The organism is Microbacterium sp. Au-Mic1, from assembly GCF_021341785.1.
Classification (GTDB): Bacteria; Actinomycetota; Actinomycetes; order Actinomycetales; family Microbacteriaceae; genus Microbacterium.
The window spans coordinates 39365-60097 of record NZ_JAJTTF010000007.1 but is presented as its reverse complement, the minus strand read 5'-3'; the positions used below and the strand labels follow the sequence as shown (position 1 = coordinate 60097).

Sequence of the window (20733 nt, the reverse complement as noted above, 5' to 3'; positions counted from 1 at the left end):
TACGACGGGTCTGCGGGGTCGGGACGCGTGAGCGGCACGGGGCCGCCGGCGTCGCCCACCGGCGTGGCGGGGTGGATCGAGAGCAGCGCCACCCGGGGGGTCAGTTCCCGGCGAGCGCCTTCACGATGCGCTGCGGGGACACCGGCTGCGCGGTGCCCAGGCGCTGCGCGAACAGGCTCACGCGGTACTCCTCGAGCAGCCAGCGCACCTCGACGAGTCGGGGCTCGGTGCCCGCGGTCAGCGGGATCGCGCCGCCGGCGTCGGCGTAGGCCTGTGCCATGCGCTCGTACTCGCTCTGCCGGGTGCGGTCCTTGCCCGGGGCGTCGGCGAGGGTGCGCAGCCGATCCAGGATTCCGTCCAGGTAGCGCGGGTAGTGGGCGAGGCGCTCCACGCCCGCACCCGAGACGAAGCCGGACGTCACCAGCCCCCCGAGCTGACCGCGGATGTCGTTCAGCGGCCCGAGCAGCGCGAGCGAGTTCTGGCCCTTCATCGCGCGCTCGACCTCGCGGGCCTTCGTGAGGACCTTCGCGACCAGCGACACCAGCGCGAACAGCTCGTCCACGACGACCGCGGAGACGCCGTCCCGCACGCGCGTGAAGTCGGCCTCGGCGCGCACCACGCCCGACCCCTCTGTCAGACGGTCGATCGCCGCCCGTGCGACCGCCGCGCGCGCGTCCTCGATCAGCGTCGCGACGTTCGGGTACGGCGAGGCGGCGAGGGCGAGCTTCTCCGGGCTGGTCAGGTGCTGCTGCACGTAGGGCGCGGGGGAAGGGATCCCGAGGAGCACGAGCCGCAGCACACCGTCGCGCGTGGCGGCCCGAGCCGCCTCGGCGGTCGCCTCGACGCGCAGCGCGACGGACCTGCCCTGATCCACGAGGGCGGGATAGCCGCGCACGACGCCACCCGCCACGCGCGTGTCCAGCACCTCCGGCAGATCGCCGACATCCCAGGTCGTGATGCCGTCGCGCTCCGTCGGCGCCGAGGCGGCCGCGACCGCCGCCGCACCAGGTCCCGGGCGGGCCGGGCCCGGCGCCCGCTCGATCGAACGGGCCACGCTCGCCCGCGACCGGTCCGCGAGATCCCGCTGCAGCGTGGTCAGATCCCGGCCGGATCCGACCACGCGCCCGCGCTCGTCGACCGCGCGGAAGTTCATCCGCAAGTGTGCGGGAACCCGCTCCAGGTCGAAGTCCGCGGCCGACATGGGCTGGTTCGCGAGCGGCTGGATGAGACGCGCGAGCGCCTCGCCCAGGCTCCGGCCGGGAAGGCCCTGGCGTGATTCGGGTCCCTCGGCGGCGAGTTCGGCGCCGAACTTCTCGGCCCAGTCCGCGGCGGGGACGACGTGCCGCCGGATCGCCTTCGGCAGCGCTCGCAGCAGCGCGGTCACGAGTTCGGCGCGCAGCCCCGGCACCTGCCAGTCGAAGCCCGCGTCCTGCACCTGCTGCAGCAGCGCGAGCGGGATGACGACGCTCACGCCGTCGTCCGCGGCACCGGGCTCGAACCGGTAGGCCAGGCCGAGCATCTGATCGCCCTGGGTCCAGCGCGTCGGGAAGTCCTGCTTGTCGGCACGTTCTGCGTCGTCGATCAGGTCGCCCTCGCGCATCACGAGCAGCTTCGGCGTCGTCGTCAGGGCGTCGCGCCACCACGCCTCGAACGAGCGCACGTCGAACACATCGGTCGGGATGCGCTCATCGTAGAACCGGAATACGGCCTCGTCGCCCACGAGGATGTCGCGGCGTCGCTCGCGCTCCTCGAGCTTCTCGAGGCGCTTGCGCAGCTCGGCGTTGCTGCGCCAGAACGCGGAGACCCGCTTGTCGATCCGGCTCGGATCCCACTCGCCCTCCACGAGGGCGTGCCGGAGGAACAGCTCACGCGCCGCGGGTCGGTCGATGCGCGCGAACTGCACCCGCCGACGGGCCACGATCTCCACGCCGAACAGCGTCACCTTCTCGTACGCGACGGCGGCGCCCGACTCCTTGGACCAGTGCGGCTCGGAGATCTGCCGCTTGGCGAGGTCTCCTGCCAGTGCTTCCGCCCACGCCGGGTCGATCGCGGCCGCCGTGCGCGCGAACGTGCGCGACGTCTCCACGATCTCCGCCGCCATGACGGCACGCGGAGCCTTCTTGCGCAGGGCGGATCCGGGGAACAGCGAGAAGCGGATCCCGCGGGCTCCGCGGTACTCCGCGATGCGCCGCTTCGGATCCTTCTGCCCGCCCTTCGCGGGCGGGCCCTTGGCGACGTTGCGCTCGTCGAGGATCCCGATCTGGCTGAGCAGACCGGCGAGGATCGCGCGATGCACGGCGTCGGCATCAGTCGGGGTCGTTGAGCGAGCACCGACGGAGTCGGAGCGAGACGAAACGCGGTCCCCCGCGAGATCGCCGCGTTTCGTCTCGGTCGCGCTGCGCGCGTCCTCGCTCAACGACCCCTTGCGGGGCACGAGCGTCCGCAGCTGCCGGTGCACGTCGAACCACTCCCGCACGCGCACGTAGTTCAGGTGCTCCGAGCGGCAGAGCCGGCGGAACGCACTGGATCCGAGCTCTTTCTGCTGTTCGCGCAGGTGGTTCCACAGGTTCAGGATCGACAGGAAGTCACTCGTCGGGTCCGCGAAGCGCGCGTGCATCCGCTCTGCCTCGTCGCGCACGCCCTGCGGTGCATCCGCCGAGGGGCGCTCGCGCACGTCCTGGATCGACAGCCCCGCGACGATCGCGAGCACCGGCGCGACCACGTCCGTCCTGGCCGCCTCCACGAGCATGCGGGCGAAGCGCGGGTCGATCGGCATGCGCGCGATGTCGCGGCCGATCCGGGTGAGTCGCGGAGCCTCCTCCGCGCGGGATCCCGAGGCCTTCGACGGCACCTGCACCGCGCCGAGCTCGACCAGGAGGTCGAGTGCGGAGCGCACGTCGCGGGACTCCGGGGGAGTGATGAACGGGAACTCCGCGATGTCGCCGAAACCCAGGCTCAGCATCTGCAGCACCACCGCGGCGAGCGAGGTGCGCAGGATCTCGGGCTCGGTGAACTCGGGGCGCTTGTCGAAGTCCTCCTCGCCGTAGAGGCGGATCGCGATTCCCGCGCTCGTGCGCCCCGCACGTCCGGAGCGCTGGTTCGCGGATGCCTGCGACACCGCCTCGATCGGCAGTTGCTGCACCTTCGAACGGCTGCTGTAGCGCGAGATGCGGGCCGTGCCGGTGTCGATCACGTACTTGATGCCGGGCACGGTCAGGCTCGTCTCGGCGACGTTCGTGGCGAGGATCACGCGGCGGCGCAGGCCCGCCACGGTCGACGGCTCGAACACCCGGTGCTGCTCCGCTGCCGAGAGCCGTCCGTACAGCGGGAGCACCTCGACCGGCGCCGTCTGGGAACGATAGGCGCCGCGGATCGCGTCGGCCGCGTCGCGGATCTCGGCCTCGCCCGGCAGGAACACCAGCACGTCGCCGCGCTTGGAGCGGTCGAGTTCCCGGAGGGCTCGCACGATCGCGGTGACCTCGTCCTCGGGCTCGGACTTCGCGCCCTTGGCGGGCTTCGCCGGCTCGGCGGTCGCGGCCTCCTCGTCGACGAGCGGGCGGTACCGGATCTCGACCGGATAGGTCCGCCCGGACACCTCGATCACCGGCGCCGGCTCCCCGTCACGGTCCGCGAAGTGCTTCGCGAAGCTGTGCGGATCGATCGTGGCCGAGGTGATGACGACCTTGAGATCCGGCCGCTCGGGGAGGATCCGGTGCAGGTACCCGAGCAGGAAGTCGACGTTGAGGGAGCGCTCGTGCGCCTCGTCGATGATGATCGCGTCGTAGCGGCGCAGCAGTCGGTCGCGGTGGATCTCGTTGAGCAGGATCCCATCGGTCATCAGCGCGATCCGGGTCTCGTCCGAGACCTGGTCGGTGAACCGCACCTTGTATCCGACGAGCCCGCCGAGCGGCACGTGCAGCTCTTCCGCCACGCGCTCCGCGATCGTGCGCGCGGCGAGCCGCCGAGGCTGGGTGTGCGCGATGCGCTCGCGGCCGAGCTCGAGCAGGATCTTCGGCAGCTGCGTGGTCTTGCCGGATCCGGTCGCGCCGGCGACCACGACCACCTGATGGTCGCGGATCGCTGCGGCGATCTCGTCGCGCGCGGCGCTGACCGGGAGTTCCGGCGGATAGGTGATCACGGGCGCAGACATAGCCCTCCAGCCTATCGCGGACGAGCGCGCGTGCCGGGCTGGTCCGGCAAGATCGATCCCGTCCCGGTGCTCCGACCGCGGACATGGTGCCGCGGCATCCATCCGTTCGGGTCGGACGGATGCCGCGGGGTCGTGGACCCGGGACGCCGCGAGCGTCCCGGGCGCCGTTCAGAAGTGGGTGCCGCCGTCGATGCGGACTTCGGTGCCGGTGATGAAGGCGCCGTCGGCGCTCGCGAGCATCGCGACCACGCCGGCGACGGACTCGGGACCGGCGAAGCCCTGGCCGATGGCCGGGGCGAGCTTCATGAACAGGCTCATGTCGGCGTCCTCGGGAAGGCCCGGGCCTCGACTCTGCCCGCTCTGGCCGGATCCGTCGGTCATGCCGGAGGAGATCGACCCGGGCTGCACGGCGGTGAAGCGGATGCCCTGCTTGGCGTACTCCGCCGCCAGCGCATGCGTCATCGACTGCACACCGCCCTTGCTCGCCGCGTACGCGGCCATGTAGGGGTGCGCGAACATCGCCGAGGTGGAGCTGAAGTTCACCACGGCCGCGTCCGTGCCCTCGAGCAGCGCGGGGATCGCCTCGCGGATCATCAGGAAGGTTCCGACGAGGTTCACCTGGATGACCTGCTGGAACTGGTCGAGCGTGGTCTGGGCGGTGTGCGAGGAGCGCAGGATGCCCGCGGCGTTCACCAGCACGTCCAGGCCGCCGAGAACCTCGACCGCCGCGGCGACGCCTGCCGTGACGGAGGCCTCGTCGCCGATGTTGACCTCGATCGCGGTGAGGCGATCGGCCGCGTCTCCCGCCTTCGCGACGGTGTCGGCGAGACCGGCGGCGCTGACATCGGCGGCCACGACGCGTCCGCCCTCGGCGAGCATGCGCAGCACCGTCGCCTGACCGATGCCGGATCCGCCGCCGGTGACCAGAGCGCGGCGACCTTCATAGCGGTTCATGTCGAATCCTTCTTCCTTTGGAAGTCCTGTCGTGCCTGAATGGCACAACGTGTCATATTGACACATAACACCATGAAACGGAAGGTATTCCCGTACGCTCGGAGCATGCAGACCCGCACCGGACTCATGACGCGTCGCAAGGCCGCGACCGCCGGCGAGATCGCGGCGGAGGCGGCGCGACTGTTCGCAGAGCGCGGCGTCGCGCAGGTGACCGCGGCCGAGATCGCAGAGGCCTCCGGAGTCTCCCTGCGCACGTTCTACCGCTACTTTCCGACCAAGGAGGACGCGGTCGCCCCGGTGCTCGAGATCGGCGCCGCGCGGTGGCAGGCGGCACTCGAGGAAGCCGAGGAGGTGCCGGCCGTGGCGATCCCCGCGGTGCTCGCCGCGCAGCTGACCCCGGCGACCGCGGAGGATGCCGAGGGGCTCGCCCGCATGCGCCCGCTGCTGCGCGCGCTCGCCGAGGACCGCGAGCTCAGGGCCGTCTGGCACCGTGTCAACCACGAGTCCGAGGAGCGCCTCGTCGCACTCATCACCGAGCGCGGGGAGAGCGACCGGCTCGCCGCGCGGGTGCTCGCCGCGGCGGCGACGGAGGCGATCCGGATCGGACTCGAGGAGTGGGCGCGGTCGACGGCCCCGGTGCGCGGAAGCGGATCCCCGGCGGCGCTGGCTGCCCGTGCCTACGCGGCGCTTGCCCCGAGGCGCTGAGCGCTTGTCGCTCAAGGCCGAGCGCGGTGAGGCCGGCCCGTGGTTCCGTGCGGGAACCTAGGGTGGAATCATGACGATCCCCGGAATCCTGCTCAACGACGGCCACACGATCCCCCAGCTCGGCTACGGCGTCTTCAAGGTCGATCCGGCCGACACCGAGCGCACGGTCAGCGAGGCGCTCGAGATCGGGTACCGCCACATCGACACCGCCGCGATCTACGGCAACGAGGCCGGGGTCGGTGCCGCCATCGCGAAGAGCGGCATCCCGCGTGACGAGTTGTTCGTGACGACCAAGCTGTGGAACGACCGCCACGACGGAGACGCGCCCGATGCGGCCATCGCGGAGAGCCTGGAGAAGCTCGGCCTCGACCACGTCGACCTGTACCTCGTGCACTGGCCGACCCCCGCCAGGGACAACTACGTGCACGCCTGGGAGAAGGTCGTGGCGATCCGCGACCGGGGGCTGGCGCGTTCGGCCGGCGTCTCGAACTTCCTCGTGCCGCACCTGGAGCGGATCGTGGCCGAGACCGGCGTCACCCCCGCGGTCGACCAGATCGAGCTGCACCCCGCCTACCAGCAGCGCGACGTCGGCTCCTGGGCGCGCGATCACGAGGTGAAGATCGAGGCGTGGGGTCCGCTCGGTCAGGGCAAGTACGACCTGTTCGGCATCCCGGCCGTCGCGGATGCCGCCGCTGCGCACGGCAAGAGCCCTGCACAGGTCGTGCTGCGCTGGCACCTGCAGAAGGGCAACATCGTCTTCCCGAAGTCGGTGCGCGCCGAGCGCCTGCGCGAGAACCTGGATGTGTTCGACTTCGCCCTGAGCGACATCGAGTTCGCGGCGATCTCGGCCCTCGACCCGGGCGACGGATCCGGCCGCGTCGCCTCGCACCCCGACGAGGTCAACTGACCATCGCTTGGTCGTCGAGCGAGGACGGCGAAGCCGACCGCGACGAAACGCGGCGCCTCGCAAGGGCGCCGCGTTTCGTCGCGCTGCGCTCGCTCCACGACCATGGAGCGGTCCTGCCCGGCGTAGCGTGAGGCCATGAGCAATCGCCTCGCCGGCACCGGCAGCCCCTATCTGCGCGCGCACGCCGACAACCCGGTGGACTGGTACCCCTGGGGCGCCGAGGCGTTCGCCGAGGCCGCGCGCCGCGACGTGCCGGTGTTGATCTCGATCGGCTACTCCACGTGCCACTGGTGCCACGTCATGGCGCGGGAGTCGTTCGGGGATCCGGCCACGGCGCAGCAGCTCAACCGCGGTTTCGTCTCGATCAAGGTCGACCGGGAGGAGCACCCCCAGGTCGACACGGCGTACATGGCGGCGGCGTCGGCGTTCACGCAGGATCTGGGCTGGCCGCTCACCGTCTTCGCGACCCCGTCCGGGCGCGCCTTCCACGCGGGCACCTACTTCCCGCCCGTGGCCCGCGGGCAGCTTCCGGCGTTCGGCACCGTGCTCGCGGCCGTGCGCGAGGCCTGGACCGAGCGCCGTGCGGAGGTGGAGGATCTGGCCGGCGTGGTGGCGGAGGCCCTGGAGGCCTCGGCGCTGACGGATCCCTCGCCGCTTCCGGACGACGCCGCGCTCGCGGCGGCCGCGGAGGAGATCGTCGGCCGTGAGGACCGGAGATACGGCGGTTTCGGCACGGCGCCGAAGTTCCCCGTCGCTACGACCCTGCGGTTCCTGCAGGCGGAGGGGCGCACCGACGTCGTCGCGCGTGCGCTCGACGCGATGGCCACCTCCGAACTGCGCGACGAGGACGGCGGCTTCTTCCGCTACGCCACGCAGCAGGACTGGGCCGTGCCGCACTACGAGCGCATGCTCACCGACAACGCCCAGCTGCTCGAGGTGGCCGTCGATGCGGGCCGCGCGGATGTCGCCCGCGGCATCGCGCACTTCCTGCTCGCCGTGCTGCAGAGCCCCGGAGGCGGGTTCGGCGCGGCGCAGGACTCCGAGTCCGTGATCGACGGGCAGCGCAGCGAAGGCGGCTACTACCGCCGCCCGGCGGCCGCGCGAGAGGGCCTGTCGTCGCCGGCCGTCGACGGCAAGATCATCACGGGCTGGAACGGACTCGCGATCGCCGCCCTCGCTCGCGGCGGCGCCGCCCTGGGCGAGCAGTCCTGGATCGACGTGGCCGTCCGCGCGGCGGAGACCGTGCTGGCGGTGAACCGCGACGCGGACGGGCGCCTCGTGCGCACCTCGCTGGACGGTGCGCCCTCGGCCGCGGTCGCCACGGATGCCGACCTCGCCCTGCTCGCGGACGGGCTGTTCGCCCTCGCCCTCGCCACGGGGGAGGCGCGCTGGGCGACGCGCGGGCTGGAGGTGCTCAGCGCCGATGCGTCCGTCGACCCGGTGCTCGCCGCGCACGCGATCACCGCCTCCGCGGACGGCGGCGACGGCGACCTGCCCTCCGGTACGTCCGCGCGGGCCGCGGCCGAGTTGACCGCGTGGAGGCTCGGCGCGGGGGAGCAGCACCGCGAGCGCGCCACCGTCCTGGTCTCGGAGCGCGCGGGTCAGGCGCTGCGACAGCCGTTCGGATCCGGTGCGCTCCTGCGCGTGGCGGCGGGACTCGCCCGCCCGCCCCGGCAGATCGTCGCCGTGACCTCGGATCCGCGCGGGCCCCTCGCGACCGCCGCCCGCGCCGCCGACGCCGACCTCACCGCGGTGCTGACTCGGGAGCAGGCACGGGCCTTCGCCGATGCCGGCTTCACGCTGTTCGAGGAGCGCGACGGCGTCGACGGCGTCGTGCACGACTGCCGGGGCTTCGTCTGCCTGCTGCCGGTGTCGGATCCCGCGCTCGTGGCGACCGCCCGCTGACCGTCGGAGTCCTCAACGGCTGTACATTCTGACCAGGCGAACCGCGCATCGAGGCGGCAAGCTGTGCGACATGCGCAGGTGCTGCTGATCCGTTTGTCCAGCAGTCGCGGCCGCGGATACAGTGGCCGGATCCCCGGCGACGTCGCCGCTCGGCCCTGCCGCCCGACGCGCCTCCCCACTGGCCGCACGAACCGCAGCAAGGATGCCTCGACGATGACCCTCCCTGTCACCACGCCCCCGGCCACCCCGCCGACCAACGCGCGCCTGGATGCCGTGCCGGCCTACAAGCAGGGGCGCTCGGCTCCGGTCGGCGCCTCGAAGCTCTCCTCGAACGAGTCCCCGCATCCGCCGCTGCCGTCGGTGGTCTCCGCCGTCGCAGACCGGCTCGGATCGATCCACCGCTACCCGCAGATGGCCGCGCCGGAGATCATCGGCCGCCTCGCCGAGCGCTACGGAGTCGACCCGGAGCTGGTGACCGTCGGCGCCGGATCCGTGGAACTCGCCGCGCAGCTCATCCACGCGATGGCCGGCGAGGGCGACGAGGTCATGTTCGCCTGGCGCTCCTTCGAGGCCTACCCGTCGCTGGTCCGGATCGCCGGAGCGACCCCGGTGATGGTGCCGCTCGATGCCGAGCACCGGCACGACCTCGACGCGATGCTCGCCGCGATCACCGAGCGCACGCGCCTGATCTTCGTGTGCAACCCGAACAACCCCACCGGCACGGTCGTGGGGCCGGAGGAGCTCGAGCGCTTCGTGGCCGCGGTGCCGCGCGACGTGCTCGTGGTGATCGACGAGGCCTACGTGCACTTCGACGGCTCCCCCTACTTCGCGGACGCGCCCGGCGCGATCGATCCGGAACGCGGCGCGGGTCTCGAGCTGTTCCGCCGTCACCCGCACGTGGCGGTGCTGCACACCTTCTCCAAGGCCTACGGCCTCGCGGGCCTGCGGATCGGCTACGCCATCGCGCCCGCCGGGATCGCGGCCGCTCAGCGCAAGGTCGCCGTGCCCTTCGGTGTGACCGACCTGGCCCAGGCCGCCGCCGTCGCCTCGCTCGACGCCCAGGACGAGCTCGCCGTGCGCATCGCCGAGGTCGCCGCGCAGCGCGACCGCCTGCATGACGTGCTCGTCGCCGCGGGATGGCCGGCGGTGCGCTCCGAGGCCAACTTCGTCTGGGTGCCGGCGGGGGAGCGCGCCGTCGAGCTCGACGAGCTCCTGCATGCGGGCGGCGTCGTCGCCCGCACCTTCCCCGGCGAGGGCGTGCGCATCTCGGCAGGATCCGCCGAGGACATCGACCGTGTCGCGGCGGCGCTCGCCGCCGTGATCACGAACTCCGCCCACCCCACCGCCGACGTTCGCGAGGAGGCGACCGCATGACCACCGAAGTGCCCCTGACCACGACCACCACGAAGGGCCTGCATCCCGGGCTCACCCGCCGGCAGATCTCCATGATGGGGCTCGGCGGGGCGATCGGCGCCGGCCTGTTCGTCGGCTCCGGACAGGCGATCGGCATCGCGGGGCCCGCCGTGATCGTGTCCTATCTCGTGGCCGGCACGATCGTCGTGCTCGTCATGGCGATGCTGGCCGAGATGGTGGCCGCCAACCCGTCCTCGGGCGCGTTCAGCTCCTACGCGCAGAAGGCCATGGGCCGCAGCGTCGGCAGCGCCGTGGGCTGGCTGTACTGGATCCAGCTCGTCGTCGTGATCGCCGCTGAGGCCACCGGCGCCGCCGGCATCGTCGCGCACCGTTTCCCGGGTCTTCCCGAGTGGGCGTGGGTGCTGCTGTTCGTGCTCGCCCTCACCGTCGTGAACCTGCTCGGCGTGCGCAACTACGGCCGCTTCGAGTTCTGGTTCGCCGCGATCAAGGTCGCCGCCATCATCGCCTTCCTCGTCGTCGGCGTGCTCGCGATCATCGGACTGATCCCGGGCGTCCCGGCCACCGGCGTCGGCAACCTCGTCGATCAGGGCGGCTTCGCCCCCACCGGCATCGCGGGCATCGCGGGTGCCCTGCTGATCGTGGTGTTCGCGTTCGGCGGCACCGAGGTCGTCGCGATCGCGGCCGCCGAGTCGGACGACCCCTCGCGCAACATCAGCCGGATCGTGCGTCAGGTGATGGTGCGGATCCTGGTGTTCTACGTCGGATCCATCTTCGTGATCGTCGCCGTGCTCCCGTGGGACTCCAAGGAGGTGCTCGCCGGCCCGTTCTCCGCGGTGCTGGACACGCTGAAGATCCCCGGCGTGGGGCTCGTCATGGACCTCATCGTCATCGTCGCGCTGCTGTCGGCCATGAACGCCAACATCTACGGCGCCTCGCGCATGGCGTTCTCGCTCGGCGAGCGCGGCCTCGCCCCCCTCGCGCTCACCCGGACGAGCGCGGCGGGCGTTCCCCGCGTGGCCGTGCTGGCGTCCGTGGCGTTCAGCTTCGTCACGGTGATCCTGAACTGGATCTGGCCGGAGCAGGTGCTGCCCACACTGCTGAACGTGGTGGGATCCACGCTGCTGGTGATGTGGACGGCGACGGCGATCACGCAGCTGATCCTGCGCCGCCGCGCCGACGCCGAAGGCACGGCGCTGCCGATGCGCATGTGGGGCTTCCCGTGGCTGTCGGTCCTGACGCTCGTGCTGCTGGGCGCGATCATCCTGCTCACGATGCTGAACGAGGGCGCGCGGACGCAGCTGCTGCTGACGATCGGCCTCACCGTGGTGCTCGTGGTGCTCGCCCGCCTCACCCGTGGCCTGTCCCGACCCGGCGTCCTCAAGGACGGCGCGGACGACGTGTTCCGGAGCTGACGATGCGCATCGATGCCCTCGACGCGGCCCTGATCCAGCTGCTCACGGATGCGCCGCAGCTGCCCGTGCTGGAGTGCGCGCGGCGGCTCGGCGTGGCCCGAGGCACCGTCACCAGCCGCCTGGCGCGGCTGCACGAGAACGGCGTCATCGAGGGCATCGTGCCGCGCGTCGATCCGCGCGGCTTCGGATACGCGCTGACCGCGTTCTGCCAGGTGGAGATCGATCAGAAGGTCGGGCACGACGAGGTCGCCGGGGCGCTCGCGTCGGCGATCCCGGAGGTCGTCGACATGTACACGGTCACCGGGGCGAGCGACATGCAGCTGCGCCTCGTCGCGCACAGCGCGGAGCAGCTGCAGGAGGTGCTGGACCGCATCGCCCTGGTGCCCGGCGTCGCCCGCACCGCGAGCTCGATCGCGATGCGCACGCACTTCAGCGGCCGGGTGCTGCCGCTCGTGGAGCACGCGGCCCGCGGCTGAGCCCTACTCGTCGTTCCCGGTCCAGCCCTTGTGGCGGAACCACCACCACATGATCGCGCCGGAGATCACCATGGATCCGATGCCGAGCAGGAAGAACGACCACGGGCCGGACAGCACGTGCGCGATCGACCAGTCGAAGTTCATCCCGAAGAACCCCGTCAGGAAGCTCAGCGGCAGGAAGATCGAGGCGATGATCGCGAGCTGCTTCGACGTCTCGCCCTGCCGGTTCGCGACCGTCGACAGGTAGAGGTCGGTGCATCCCGAGACCATCTCGTGATAGCCGTCGATCTCGTCCGTGATCCGGATGAGGTGGTCGTAGATGTCGCGGAAGTAGTCGTGGCTGTCGGCCTCCAGCCCCGCCAGATCCGTGATGACCTCCGCCTGCCGGGCGAACAGATCCCGCATCGGGACGACCGCCCGCCGCAGCTTCAGCAGCAGGCGCTTGAGGCCGAAGGTCTGCTGCAGCTCCTTGCGCCCGCCGCCGGCGACGATCGCGTCCTCGAGGCCGTTGATCTCCTCGTCGAGGTCGCTGAGGATCGGGAAGTAGCTGTCCACGATCACGTCGATGATCTTGTAGACGTAGTAGCGCTCGGTCTTGGGCGCCGTGGAGTTCTGCAGCAGCGCGCGCACCTGACGCAGGTCCTGGAACCGCTCGGAGTGCACGGTGACGATGAACTCGCCGCTGAGGTGGCAGTGCACCTCCTCCAGCGGGTGGTCGTTCTCGTCCTCGGGATGCAGCTCGACCGCGCCCTGCAGCACGAGGAGCGCCCCCTCGCCGTAGACGTCGAGCTTGGGGCGCTGCCCCATCCGCTGGGTGTCCTCGATCGAGAGCGGATGCCAGCCGAGCAGGGTGCCGAGCCGTTGGATCTCGTCCGCGGTGGGGGAGACCAGGTCGAGCCAGAAGAACTCGCCCTGCCCGCGCAGTTGCGCGATCAGGGATTCGTCGATGCTGTCCAGGATGCGCATGTCAGATCCAGGTGATCATCCAGTTGTGCGCCTGCCAGAACCACCACGGCACGGGCAGACCGATCCACAGCGGGTAGAAGAACGCGCTCAGCAGCACGATCAGCACCACGATGATCGCCACGGTGCGCTGACCGGACTGTCGTCGGTGCCTCGGATCGCTCCGCCGGCCGGCGATGTCGCGCAGCGCGAGCACAAGCGCGAGGATCAGGAAGGGCGCCATCACCACCGTGTAGAACTGGAAGATCGTGCGCTCGGGGAAAGCCAGCCAGGGCAGGTAGGTCGCGGCGAGCCCCATGAGCGGGATCGCGTAGCTCCACGGCATGGGGGATCGGAGCACGAGTCCGCGCACGAACCGCACGAGCAGATAGACCGCGGCGGCGACGCCCAGGTACCAGATCAGCGGGTTCGGGATCGAGGTGATCGTGCCGATGCAGTGATCCGTGCCGAAGCAGGGCGCATCCTGCCCGCCCACCCAGAACGCGGTCGGCCGGATCAGCAGCGGCCACTGCCATGCCGGGCTCGCGTAGGGGTGCGAGGACGTCAGGCCGACGTGGAACGCGAGGATGTCGGAGTGGTACTTGAACCACGACGTGAGCACGTTGTCCGTGATGTTGCGGTCGTATCCGCCCGTGGTGAGGAACCAGCCGCTCCACGAGGCGACGTACACGGCCGCGGCGACCGGCACGAGCAGCAGGAAGCTCGCAGCGCCCTGCCGGATCACGGCATCGGTCGGCCACAGCGCGACCCCGGCCCTGCGACGGGCGAGCGCGTCGGTGACGACGAGGTAGATCCCGGCCGCGGCCAGCACGTAGGCGCCGGACCACTTCACCGAGGTCGCGGCTCCCAGCGCGAGCCCCGCGGCGAGCACCCACGGGCGACGCCAGAACACGCGGCCCCAGAGCGTCGGGTCATCGCCGCGCTCGTGCGAGACGCGGTCCTCGAGCCGTGGCATCGTCCGGCGTCGGTCGTACACGAGGAACAGGATCCCGAGCACGATGAAGAAGGTGAGGATCCCGTCCAGCAGGCCGATCCGGCTCAGCACGATGCCCAGCCCGTCGACCGCCATGAGCAGGCCCGCCAGGCTCGCCACCGCGATCGAGCGGGTGAGCGCCTTGGCGAGCAGGTAGACGACGAGCACGGTGAGCGTGCCGATGATCGCCGTCGAGATGCGCCAGCCGAAACTGGATCCGGGGCCGAAGGCGGCGATGCCGAGCGCGATCAGCCACTTGCCGAGAGGCGGGTGCACGACGAAGGAGGCCGAGTCCTCGAGCGCGCTCGTGTCACCCTTGACGAACAGCTCATTCGCGCCGGCACGCCAGGTGCCCTCGTAGCCCTGCACCCACAACGACCAGGCGTCCTTGACGTAGTACGTCTCGTCGAAGACGATCGCATGCGGATGCCCGAGGCCGGCGATGCGCAGCACCCCGGCCAGGAGCGTGATGAGCACCGGCGCGAGCCAGGAGATCATCCGGAGGCGCACCGGGTCGCCGAGCCACGCGTCGTGCAGCCGCTCCCAGGCGGTGGGGCGGTCGTCGTACCGGGCGTCGACGCCGGGCAGCAGGGGCGCGGTCACCCGCTCAGCCTATGCTGGGGCGGGTGATCATCCTCGCGGCCACTCCGATCGGAAACCTGGGCGACGCGTCCCGCCGGCTCATCGAGGTGCTGGAGAACGCCACGATCATCGCCGCGGAGGACACCCGCACGACGCAGCGGCTGCTGCAGGGCCTCGGCATCGCGAACCGGCCGAGACTGATCGCGCTGCACGATCACAACGAGAAGGCCAAGGCCGCCGAACTCGCGGAGGCGGCCGAGACCGAGGATCTCGTGGTGCTCAGCGACGCCGGCATGCCGACCGTGAGCGATCCCGGCTACGGGCTGGTCGCCGCGGCCGCCGAGCGCGGCGTGACGGTCACCGTGATCCCCGGTCCGAGCGCGGTGGTCACGGCGCTCGCGGTATCGGGCCTGCCCACCGACAGGTTCACGTTCGAGGGCTTCCTGCCGCGCAAGCCGGGAGAGCGCCGCTCGGCTCTAGCCGCGCTCGCGACGGAGCCCCGCACGATGGTGTTCTTCGAGTCGCCGTCGCGCCTGGCCGCGACCCTGGGCGACATGGCTGCGGCATTCGGCGATTCTCGGCGGGTGGCGGTCTGCCGCGAGCTCACGAAGCTCTACGAGGAGGTCCGCCGGGGCGGAGCCGCCGAGCTCGCCGCATGGGCGGAGCAGGGCGTGAAGGGCGAGATCGTGGTGGTCGTGGAGGGCGCCGCGCCACGAGCCGTCTCCCCGGAGGACGCCCTGGTGCAGGTGCAGGCGCTGGTCGCCTCGGGCGTGCGCCTCAAGGACGCGTGCGCCGAGGTCGCCGCGGCCACGGGCCTCGGCTCCCGCGACCTGTATCAGGCCGCGCTCGCCGCCCGCTGACCGGCTGGCGCGCGCTGCGACCTGCCACCGCTGGGGCTCGCCGCCTCTGGATCCGCCGTCGCGCTCGCCCGCCGAGAGCACGGCCTCCCGCCGAGAGCACGGCTTGTGGACGCGATGTTCCCGTGCACGCGACAGGATCCGGTGCCTTCGAGAAGCACCGGATCCTGTCGTCGTGTCACCGTCGCGGGAGCGGCGGCGACGGCGGCACGGCGGCGAGTGGCACGGGCACGCTGATCGTCGGGGGCAGCGTCAGGGCGGCGGGGGTGAGTGTCGGGCGCATCGCCGGTCAGCCGTTCTCGTCGCGCGCGGGCGCCGTCGCCGGCGGCACGGTGTCGACCACCGTCGTGGACATCGCGGTCAGGACGGTCTGCTCCTCGCCGGCCGCCACGGAACCGGCAGGGAAGAACCGGCGCTCACCGATGACCTGCCCCGTGCCAGGGTCGATGATGATCTCCTGGCGCTCACCCGAGCGCTGCGGTTCGTTGCGGCCGATCGCGACGCCGACCTGGCCGTCGAGATTCGCGACGCCGTCGGTCGATGTCGTGCCGGGGATCAACGCGAGTGCCTCGAACAGGCGCGCGCGCACGGTCGCCGGCACCGGGTAGGTGCGCAGCAGATCCGTGATCCGCACGAAGTCGTCCTCTTCGCGGCTCGCCGATCCGCCCTGGTACTCCGCGTCGAAGTAGGCGAGTGTCTCCGCCCCGGATCCGGTCGGGATCGCGGTCACATCCTGAGACGTCCACGCGCCGCCGTAGAACCTGCCTCCCGGAGCGTGGATCGTCTCCGCGGTGAACGCGCCGTCTCCCGTCACGCCGCGCTCCCAGTCCCGGTACAGTGCCCAGTCCGACCCCGGATCGGACGGGATGTACACGTCGACGTTCTGGATGTTGGAGGGCAGCCGCGTCATCGTCTCGTCGGACATGCCCTGGTAGCTGGCCCAGTCCGCGCGGGTGTGGAACTTCAGATACTGCCCCGGCCCCGCCGCAGGGTCGCTGTAGGTGATCGCCTCGGCCGCCGCCTTGCGCAGCACGATCGCGGCGGCGCTCGCCGATTGCGGATGCGGCGGGGCGAGCACGCCGCCGACGACGACCGCCGCGGCGACGGCGGCGGCCGCAGTGAGGCCGATGGCGGCCCACCGGACCGGATGCCGGCGGCGCGGTGCGCGGGATGCAGGCCTCTTCTCCGCCGCGCGCATCGCGGTCTCGAGGTTCAGATATGCGGGAGCGAGCCGGGCCGCGTCGGGCTCGGCGACGTCGTCACGCAGACTGCGGAGCAAGGTCAGGTCGTCCATTTTCACCCTCCTCAGGTGTGGAGCGGAGCAGGCGCCGGGCGCGGTTGAGTCTCGACTTCACCGTGCCGACAGGGATGTGCAGGGCTTCAGCGATCTCGTCGTACGAGAGCTCGGCCCAGGCGAACAACAGCAGACAGTCGCGATCGCCGGCGGAGAGCCGGCGGATCCGCCCGGCGAGACGCCCGACCGCGAGCTGCGCATCCAGCGCCTCGTCGGGATGGTGCGTCGTCGTCGCCGCTTCCGGCACGCTGCGCTCCATCGCCCTGAGCACGCGCGCAGTGGCGATGCGGTGGCGGTGGATGAGATTCGTCGCGATGCCGAACAGCCAGGGCCGGGCATCCTCCCGTGCGGGATCGAATCGGGCGCGGCGCTGGAACGCGATCAGGAAGGTCTCGCTCGTGACGTCGTCGGCGACGGCGTCACCGGCCCGTCGGGCCGCGTAGCGATGCACCGCTCCTGCGTAGCGGTGGAAGATCTCGCCGAAGGCCGACGGATCCGTCACCGATCTCGCGATCACCGTGTTGTCGTTGTTCACATCCTGTATTCCTCGCAGGGGCCGATCGTGTTCACGATGGCACAGGACACGTGCGTCAGGTGCGTGGGGAGATGGCCCCCACGGAGGGTCGACGGGTAGTGTCCACCATCGGGGGACAAATGCAGGATGCGCAGATCGCCGAGGCCTATGACGCCCGCGCCGAGGAGTACGTGGCGCTGCTGGGAGACATCGAGCAGATGGAGCGCGCCGATGTCGCGCTGATCGGGCGCTGGCGGGACGGGACGACGGGGTCGCTGCTCGACGCCGGGTGCGGGCCGGGATTGTGGACCGCCTTCCTCGCCGAGCGCGGACCCGACGTCGTCGGGGTCGACATCTCCGCGGAGTTCCTCGCCGCGGCCCGGGAACGGCACTCCGGGGTCCGGTTCGAGGCCGCGTCGATGCGGGAGCTGCCGTTCCCCGATGGCTCGTTCGGCGGGATCCTCGCCTGGTACTCGCTCATCCACCTGCAGCCCGGCGAGCTGCCGGCCGTGCTCGCCGAGTTGGCACGGGTGACGGCCCCCGGCGGCCGGATCCTGGTCGGCTTCTTCGACGGCGAGCCGGGGGAGCGGTTCGCGCACGCGATCGCACCGGCGTACTACTGGTCGGCCGCGGCCCTGGGCGAACGCCTCGAGACGGCGGGCTTCGCGGTGACCGAGGTCGAACGACGCGAGCGCGAGCCCGGCGCCGTCGGCAGTGTGCGCCCGCACGGTGCGCTGATCGCCGAGCGGCGCTGACGCCTGGCCCTCGCCCAAGACAGGGCCTAGGTCCCTGTTCGGACGAACGCCCGCGCCCTAGGGTGGGCTGCGTCGGAACGGGAAGGCGGCGGGACATGTCCAGGATCGTGCAGCAGCGACGGGTGCCGAAGGGCATCGCGACGGCCCTCGCGGCCGCGATGCTCGTGCTGACGGGCTGTTCCGGAGCTTCCCCCGGCGCCGGGTCGCCGGGCCCGACGGCCTCGGCGCACGCCCTGCCCGCGGCTGCGGCGCTGCAGAAGGCCCTCGACGATGCCCGCGCGGCGATCGGCTTCCCCGGCGCCATCGCGCGCGTGATCACCCCGGACGGCACCTGGACCGGGTCGACCGGCACCGCGAGCGGCGCCGGATCCGCGGCCCCCGCAGCCGATGACCACACGCGGATCGGCAGCCTCACCAAGACCATGACGGCGACGATCCTGCTGCAGCTGGTGGGGGAGAAGAAGGTCTCTCTGGACGATCCGATCTCGCAGTACGTGCCCGGGTTGCCGAATGGCGACGCCACGTTGCGGCAGGTCGCCGACATGACCAGCGGCATCCCCTCGTACACGCTGGATCCGCAGATCACCCAGACCTACCTCGACGATCCGTCCCGGCCGTGGACCCCGGCGGAACTCCTCGACGGCGTGCGCACCCTGCCGGCCTCGTTCCCGACCGGAACGGGCTGGCAGTACTCCAACTCGAACTACATCGCCCTCGGGCAGATGATCGAGAAGGTCACCGGCGAACCGCTCGCCACCGTGTTCCAGAAGCGGATCTTCGACCCGCTCGGCATGACCCAGTCGTCGTACCCGTCGGGCACGGCGCTGCCGGCGCCGAGCCTGTCCGGGGTCACCGCGCAGGGCGCGACCGGATCGACGACACGGGACGCCACGCACTTCACGCCCACCTTCGCGGGCGCGGCGGGGCAGGTGGTCTCGACGATGGACGACATGACCCGCTGGGCGCACGCGCTGTTCACCGGGGACGGCGTGCTCACCCCGGCGATGGAGAAGGTGCGGCGCGACTCGATCCTCACCTCGCCCGCGCCCAACAACGACACCAGCGGCTACGGCATCGGAATCGGCCGACGCGACGGCTGGTGGGGCCACGACGGCGACATCCCGGGCTACACGACCACCGTCTTCCACAACGACGCCCGTGACGTGACCGTGATCGTGCTCGTCGGCAGCGACATCGAGGGACCGGGGTCGTCGAAGGCGCCCGCGCCCGATGTCTTCGCGCGGCTGGTCGTCGCCCTCGGGCCGTGAGGCCGCCGGTGCGCTGCCGCCGTCATCGTCCGAACCGGCCCTCTCATCCCGCCTAGAATCGAACGCATGCCCGCAGGCGAGTCCTTCTACATCACCACGCCGATCTACTACCCGTCCGACGTGCCCCACATCGGCCACGGCTACACCAGCGTCGCCGTGGACACCCTCGCGCGCTGGCACCGCCAGTCGGGCGATGACACCTGGATGCTCACCGGCACCGACGAGCACGGGCAGAAGATGCTGCGCGCCGCCGCGGCGAACGGGGTGACCCCGCAGGAGTGGGTGGACAAGCTGGTCAGCGAGAGCTGGTTCCCGCTGCTGACGACCCTCGACGTCGCCAACGACGACTTCATCCGCACCACGCAGGAGCGGCACGAGACCAACGTGCAGGTCTTCTTCCAGAAGCTCTACGACGCGGGGTACATATACGCCGGCGAGTACGAGGCGCTGTACTGCGTGGGCTGCGAGGAGTTCAAGCCCGAGTCCGAGATCGTCGACGGCACCGGCCCCTTCGAGGGCCTCAAGGTCTGCGCGATCCACTCCAAGCCGCTGGAGCTGCTCCAGGAGAAGAATTACTTCTTCAAGCTCAGCGAGTTCCAGGACCGCCTGCTCGAGCTCTACAAGACCGAGCCCGACTTCGTGCGCCCCGACTCGGCGCGCAACGAGGTCGTCTCGTTCGTCTCGCAGGGCCTCAAGGATCTCTCCATCTCGCGCTCCACGTTCGACTGGGGCATCCCGCTGCCCTGGGACACCTCGCACGTCATCTACGTCTGGGTCGACGCGCTGCTCAACTACGTGACCGCGGTCGGCTACGGATCCGATGAGGCGACGTTCGATCGCCGCTGGCCCGCCTACCACGTGGTGGGCAAGGACATCCTGCGCTTCCACGCCGTCATCTGGCCGGCCATGCTCATGGCGGCGGGCCTCGAGGTCCCGAAGGGCGTGTTCGCGCACGGCTGGCTGCTCGTCGGCGGCGAGAAGATGTCGAAGTCGAAGCTCACCGGCATCGCCCCGTCCGAGATCACCGATGTCTTCGGATCCGATGCGTACCGGTTCTACTTCCTCTCCGCGATCGCCTTCGGGCAGGACGGATCCTTCTCCTGGGAGGATCTGTCGGCGCGCTATCAGGCCGAGCTCGCGAACGGGTTCGGCAACCTCGCGTCGCGCACGATCGCGATGATCGAGCGCTACTTCGACGGCGTCGTGCCGTCGGCGGGGGAGTACGCCGCGCAGGACCTCGCGGTGCAGCAGCTCGTCGCGAAGGCCGCGGTCGACGCCGATGCCGCCGTCGAGCGGTTCCGTATCGACGAGGCCATCGCCGACGTGTGGACGATCGTCGACGCGCTCAACGGCTACATCACCGACAACGAGCCCTGGGCCCTGGCCAAGGACGACGAGCAGCGCGAGCGCCTCGGCACCGTGCTGTACACCTGTGCCGAGGGGCTGCGCGCACTCGCCACGCTGCTGTCACCGGTGATGCCGCAGTCGACCGCCAAGCTGTGGGCCGCGCTCGGGGCCGAGGGCGGCCTCGGCGCGCTGTCGGCGCAGCCGCTGCGCGAGGCCGGACGCTGGGGCCGGCTGCCCGCAGGCACCGCCGTGCAGACGCTCTCGCCGCTGTTCCCGCGCATCGAGGCCACGGCCTGA

At 71.3% G+C, this 20733-nt stretch carries 16 protein-coding genes; 10 read left to right on the top strand and 6 right to left on the bottom strand.

All coding sequences use genetic code 11. The annotated features are described in order from the left end of the window. Positions 1–100: 100 nt before the first annotated feature. Complete coding sequence (hrpA, locus tag LXM50_RS10890; RefSeq protein WP_233311347.1) at positions 101–4150, bottom strand: ATP-dependent RNA helicase HrpA; 4050 nt, start codon at positions 4148–4150, stop codon at positions 101–103. A 168-nt stretch (positions 4151–4318) separates the two neighbouring features. Then, positions 4319–5104, bottom strand: coding sequence for an SDR family NAD(P)-dependent oxidoreductase (locus tag LXM50_RS10885; RefSeq protein ID WP_233311346.1), 786 nt, complete (start codon positions 5102–5104; stop codon positions 4319–4321). Between the two features lie 105 nt (positions 5105–5209). On the opposite strand from LXM50_RS10885, the gene LXM50_RS10880 reads away from it, so the two are divergent. The 6 genes from LXM50_RS10880 to LXM50_RS10855 all read left to right on the top strand — a co-directional run bounded on the left by LXM50_RS10880 (position 5210) and on the right by LXM50_RS10855 (position 11883). Beyond that, entirely contained in the window at positions 5210–5809 is a 600-nt protein-coding gene (locus tag LXM50_RS10880) for a TetR family transcriptional regulator (RefSeq protein WP_233311345.1), read from the top strand. Positions 5810–5879: 70 nt separating this feature from the next. Beyond that, on the top strand, positions 5880–6716 hold the full coding sequence (locus LXM50_RS10875) for an aldo/keto reductase (RefSeq protein ID WP_233311344.1): 837 nt from the start codon (positions 5880–5882) through the stop codon (positions 6714–6716). A 135-nt stretch (positions 6717–6851) separates the two neighbouring features. Next, positions 6852–8621, top strand: a complete 1770-nt coding sequence (locus LXM50_RS10870) for a thioredoxin domain-containing protein (protein ID WP_233311343.1) — start codon at positions 6852–6854, stop codon at positions 8619–8621. A 213-nt stretch (positions 8622–8834) separates the two neighbouring features. Continuing rightward, positions 8835–9995 (top strand): histidinol-phosphate transaminase, encoded by a 1161-nt coding sequence (locus LXM50_RS10865; RefSeq protein ID WP_233311342.1) that lies wholly within the window; start codon positions 8835–8837, stop codon positions 9993–9995. Further along, on the top strand, positions 9992–11407 hold the full coding sequence (locus tag LXM50_RS10860; RefSeq protein ID WP_233311341.1) for an amino acid permease: 1416 nt from the start codon (positions 9992–9994) through the stop codon (positions 11405–11407). The genes LXM50_RS10865 and LXM50_RS10860 overlap by 4 nt, the downstream gene beginning before the upstream one ends. Before the next feature lie 2 nt (positions 11408–11409). Beyond that, the gene (locus LXM50_RS10855) at positions 11410–11883 is read left to right on the top strand and encodes an Lrp/AsnC family transcriptional regulator (RefSeq protein WP_233311340.1); all 474 of its coding nucleotides are present in this window, start codon (positions 11410–11412) and stop codon (positions 11881–11883) included. A gap of 3 nt (positions 11884–11886) precedes the next feature. On the opposite strand, the gene LXM50_RS10850 is transcribed toward LXM50_RS10855, so the two are convergent. Both LXM50_RS10850 and LXM50_RS10845 read right to left on the bottom strand, forming a co-directional pair. Beyond that, positions 11887–12849, bottom strand: coding sequence for a magnesium transporter CorA family protein (locus tag LXM50_RS10850; RefSeq protein WP_233311339.1), 963 nt, complete (start codon positions 12847–12849; stop codon positions 11887–11889). 1 nt (position 12850) lies between these two features. Beyond that, positions 12851–14422, bottom strand: coding sequence for a dolichyl-phosphate-mannose--protein mannosyltransferase (locus tag LXM50_RS10845; protein ID WP_233311338.1), 1572 nt, complete (start codon positions 14420–14422; stop codon positions 12851–12853). Positions 14423–14445: 23 nt separating this feature from the next. Here LXM50_RS10845 and rsmI point away from each other — a divergent pair, with 23 nt between their 5' ends. Continuing rightward, on the top strand, positions 14446–15261 hold the full coding sequence (rsmI, locus tag LXM50_RS10840) for a 16S rRNA (cytidine(1402)-2'-O)-methyltransferase (protein ID WP_233311337.1): 816 nt from the start codon (positions 14446–14448) through the stop codon (positions 15259–15261). 286 nt (positions 15262–15547) lie between these two features. On the opposite strand, the gene LXM50_RS10835 is transcribed toward rsmI, so the two are convergent. Both LXM50_RS10835 and LXM50_RS10830 read right to left on the bottom strand, forming a co-directional pair. Then, positions 15548–16552: a CU044_5270 family protein gene (locus LXM50_RS10835; RefSeq protein ID WP_233311336.1), complete on the bottom strand. Its 1005-nt coding sequence runs from the start codon at positions 16550–16552 to the stop codon at positions 15548–15550. Then, positions 16518–17087 carry an RNA polymerase sigma factor gene (locus tag LXM50_RS10830; protein WP_233311335.1) on the bottom strand — a complete coding sequence of 190 codons (570 nt, stop codon included), beginning with the start codon at positions 17085–17087 and terminating at the stop codon, positions 16518–16520. Before LXM50_RS10830 ends, LXM50_RS10835 begins: the two co-directional genes overlap by 35 nt. A 119-nt stretch (positions 17088–17206) precedes the next feature. On the opposite strand from LXM50_RS10830, the gene LXM50_RS10825 reads away from it, so the two are divergent. The 3 genes from LXM50_RS10825 to metG all read left to right on the top strand — a co-directional run bounded on the left by LXM50_RS10825 (position 17207) and on the right by metG (position 20733). Continuing rightward, on the top strand, positions 17207–17821 hold the full coding sequence (locus LXM50_RS10825; RefSeq protein WP_233311334.1) for a class I SAM-dependent methyltransferase: 615 nt from the start codon (positions 17207–17209) through the stop codon (positions 17819–17821). 95 nt (positions 17822–17916) lie between these two features. Continuing rightward, complete coding sequence (locus LXM50_RS10820; protein WP_233311333.1) at positions 17917–19089, top strand: serine hydrolase; 1173 nt, start codon at positions 17917–17919, stop codon at positions 19087–19089. A gap of 66 nt (positions 19090–19155) precedes the next feature. Further along, complete coding sequence (metG, locus tag LXM50_RS10815) at positions 19156–20733, top strand: methionine--tRNA ligase (protein ID WP_233311332.1); 1578 nt, start codon at positions 19156–19158, stop codon at positions 20731–20733.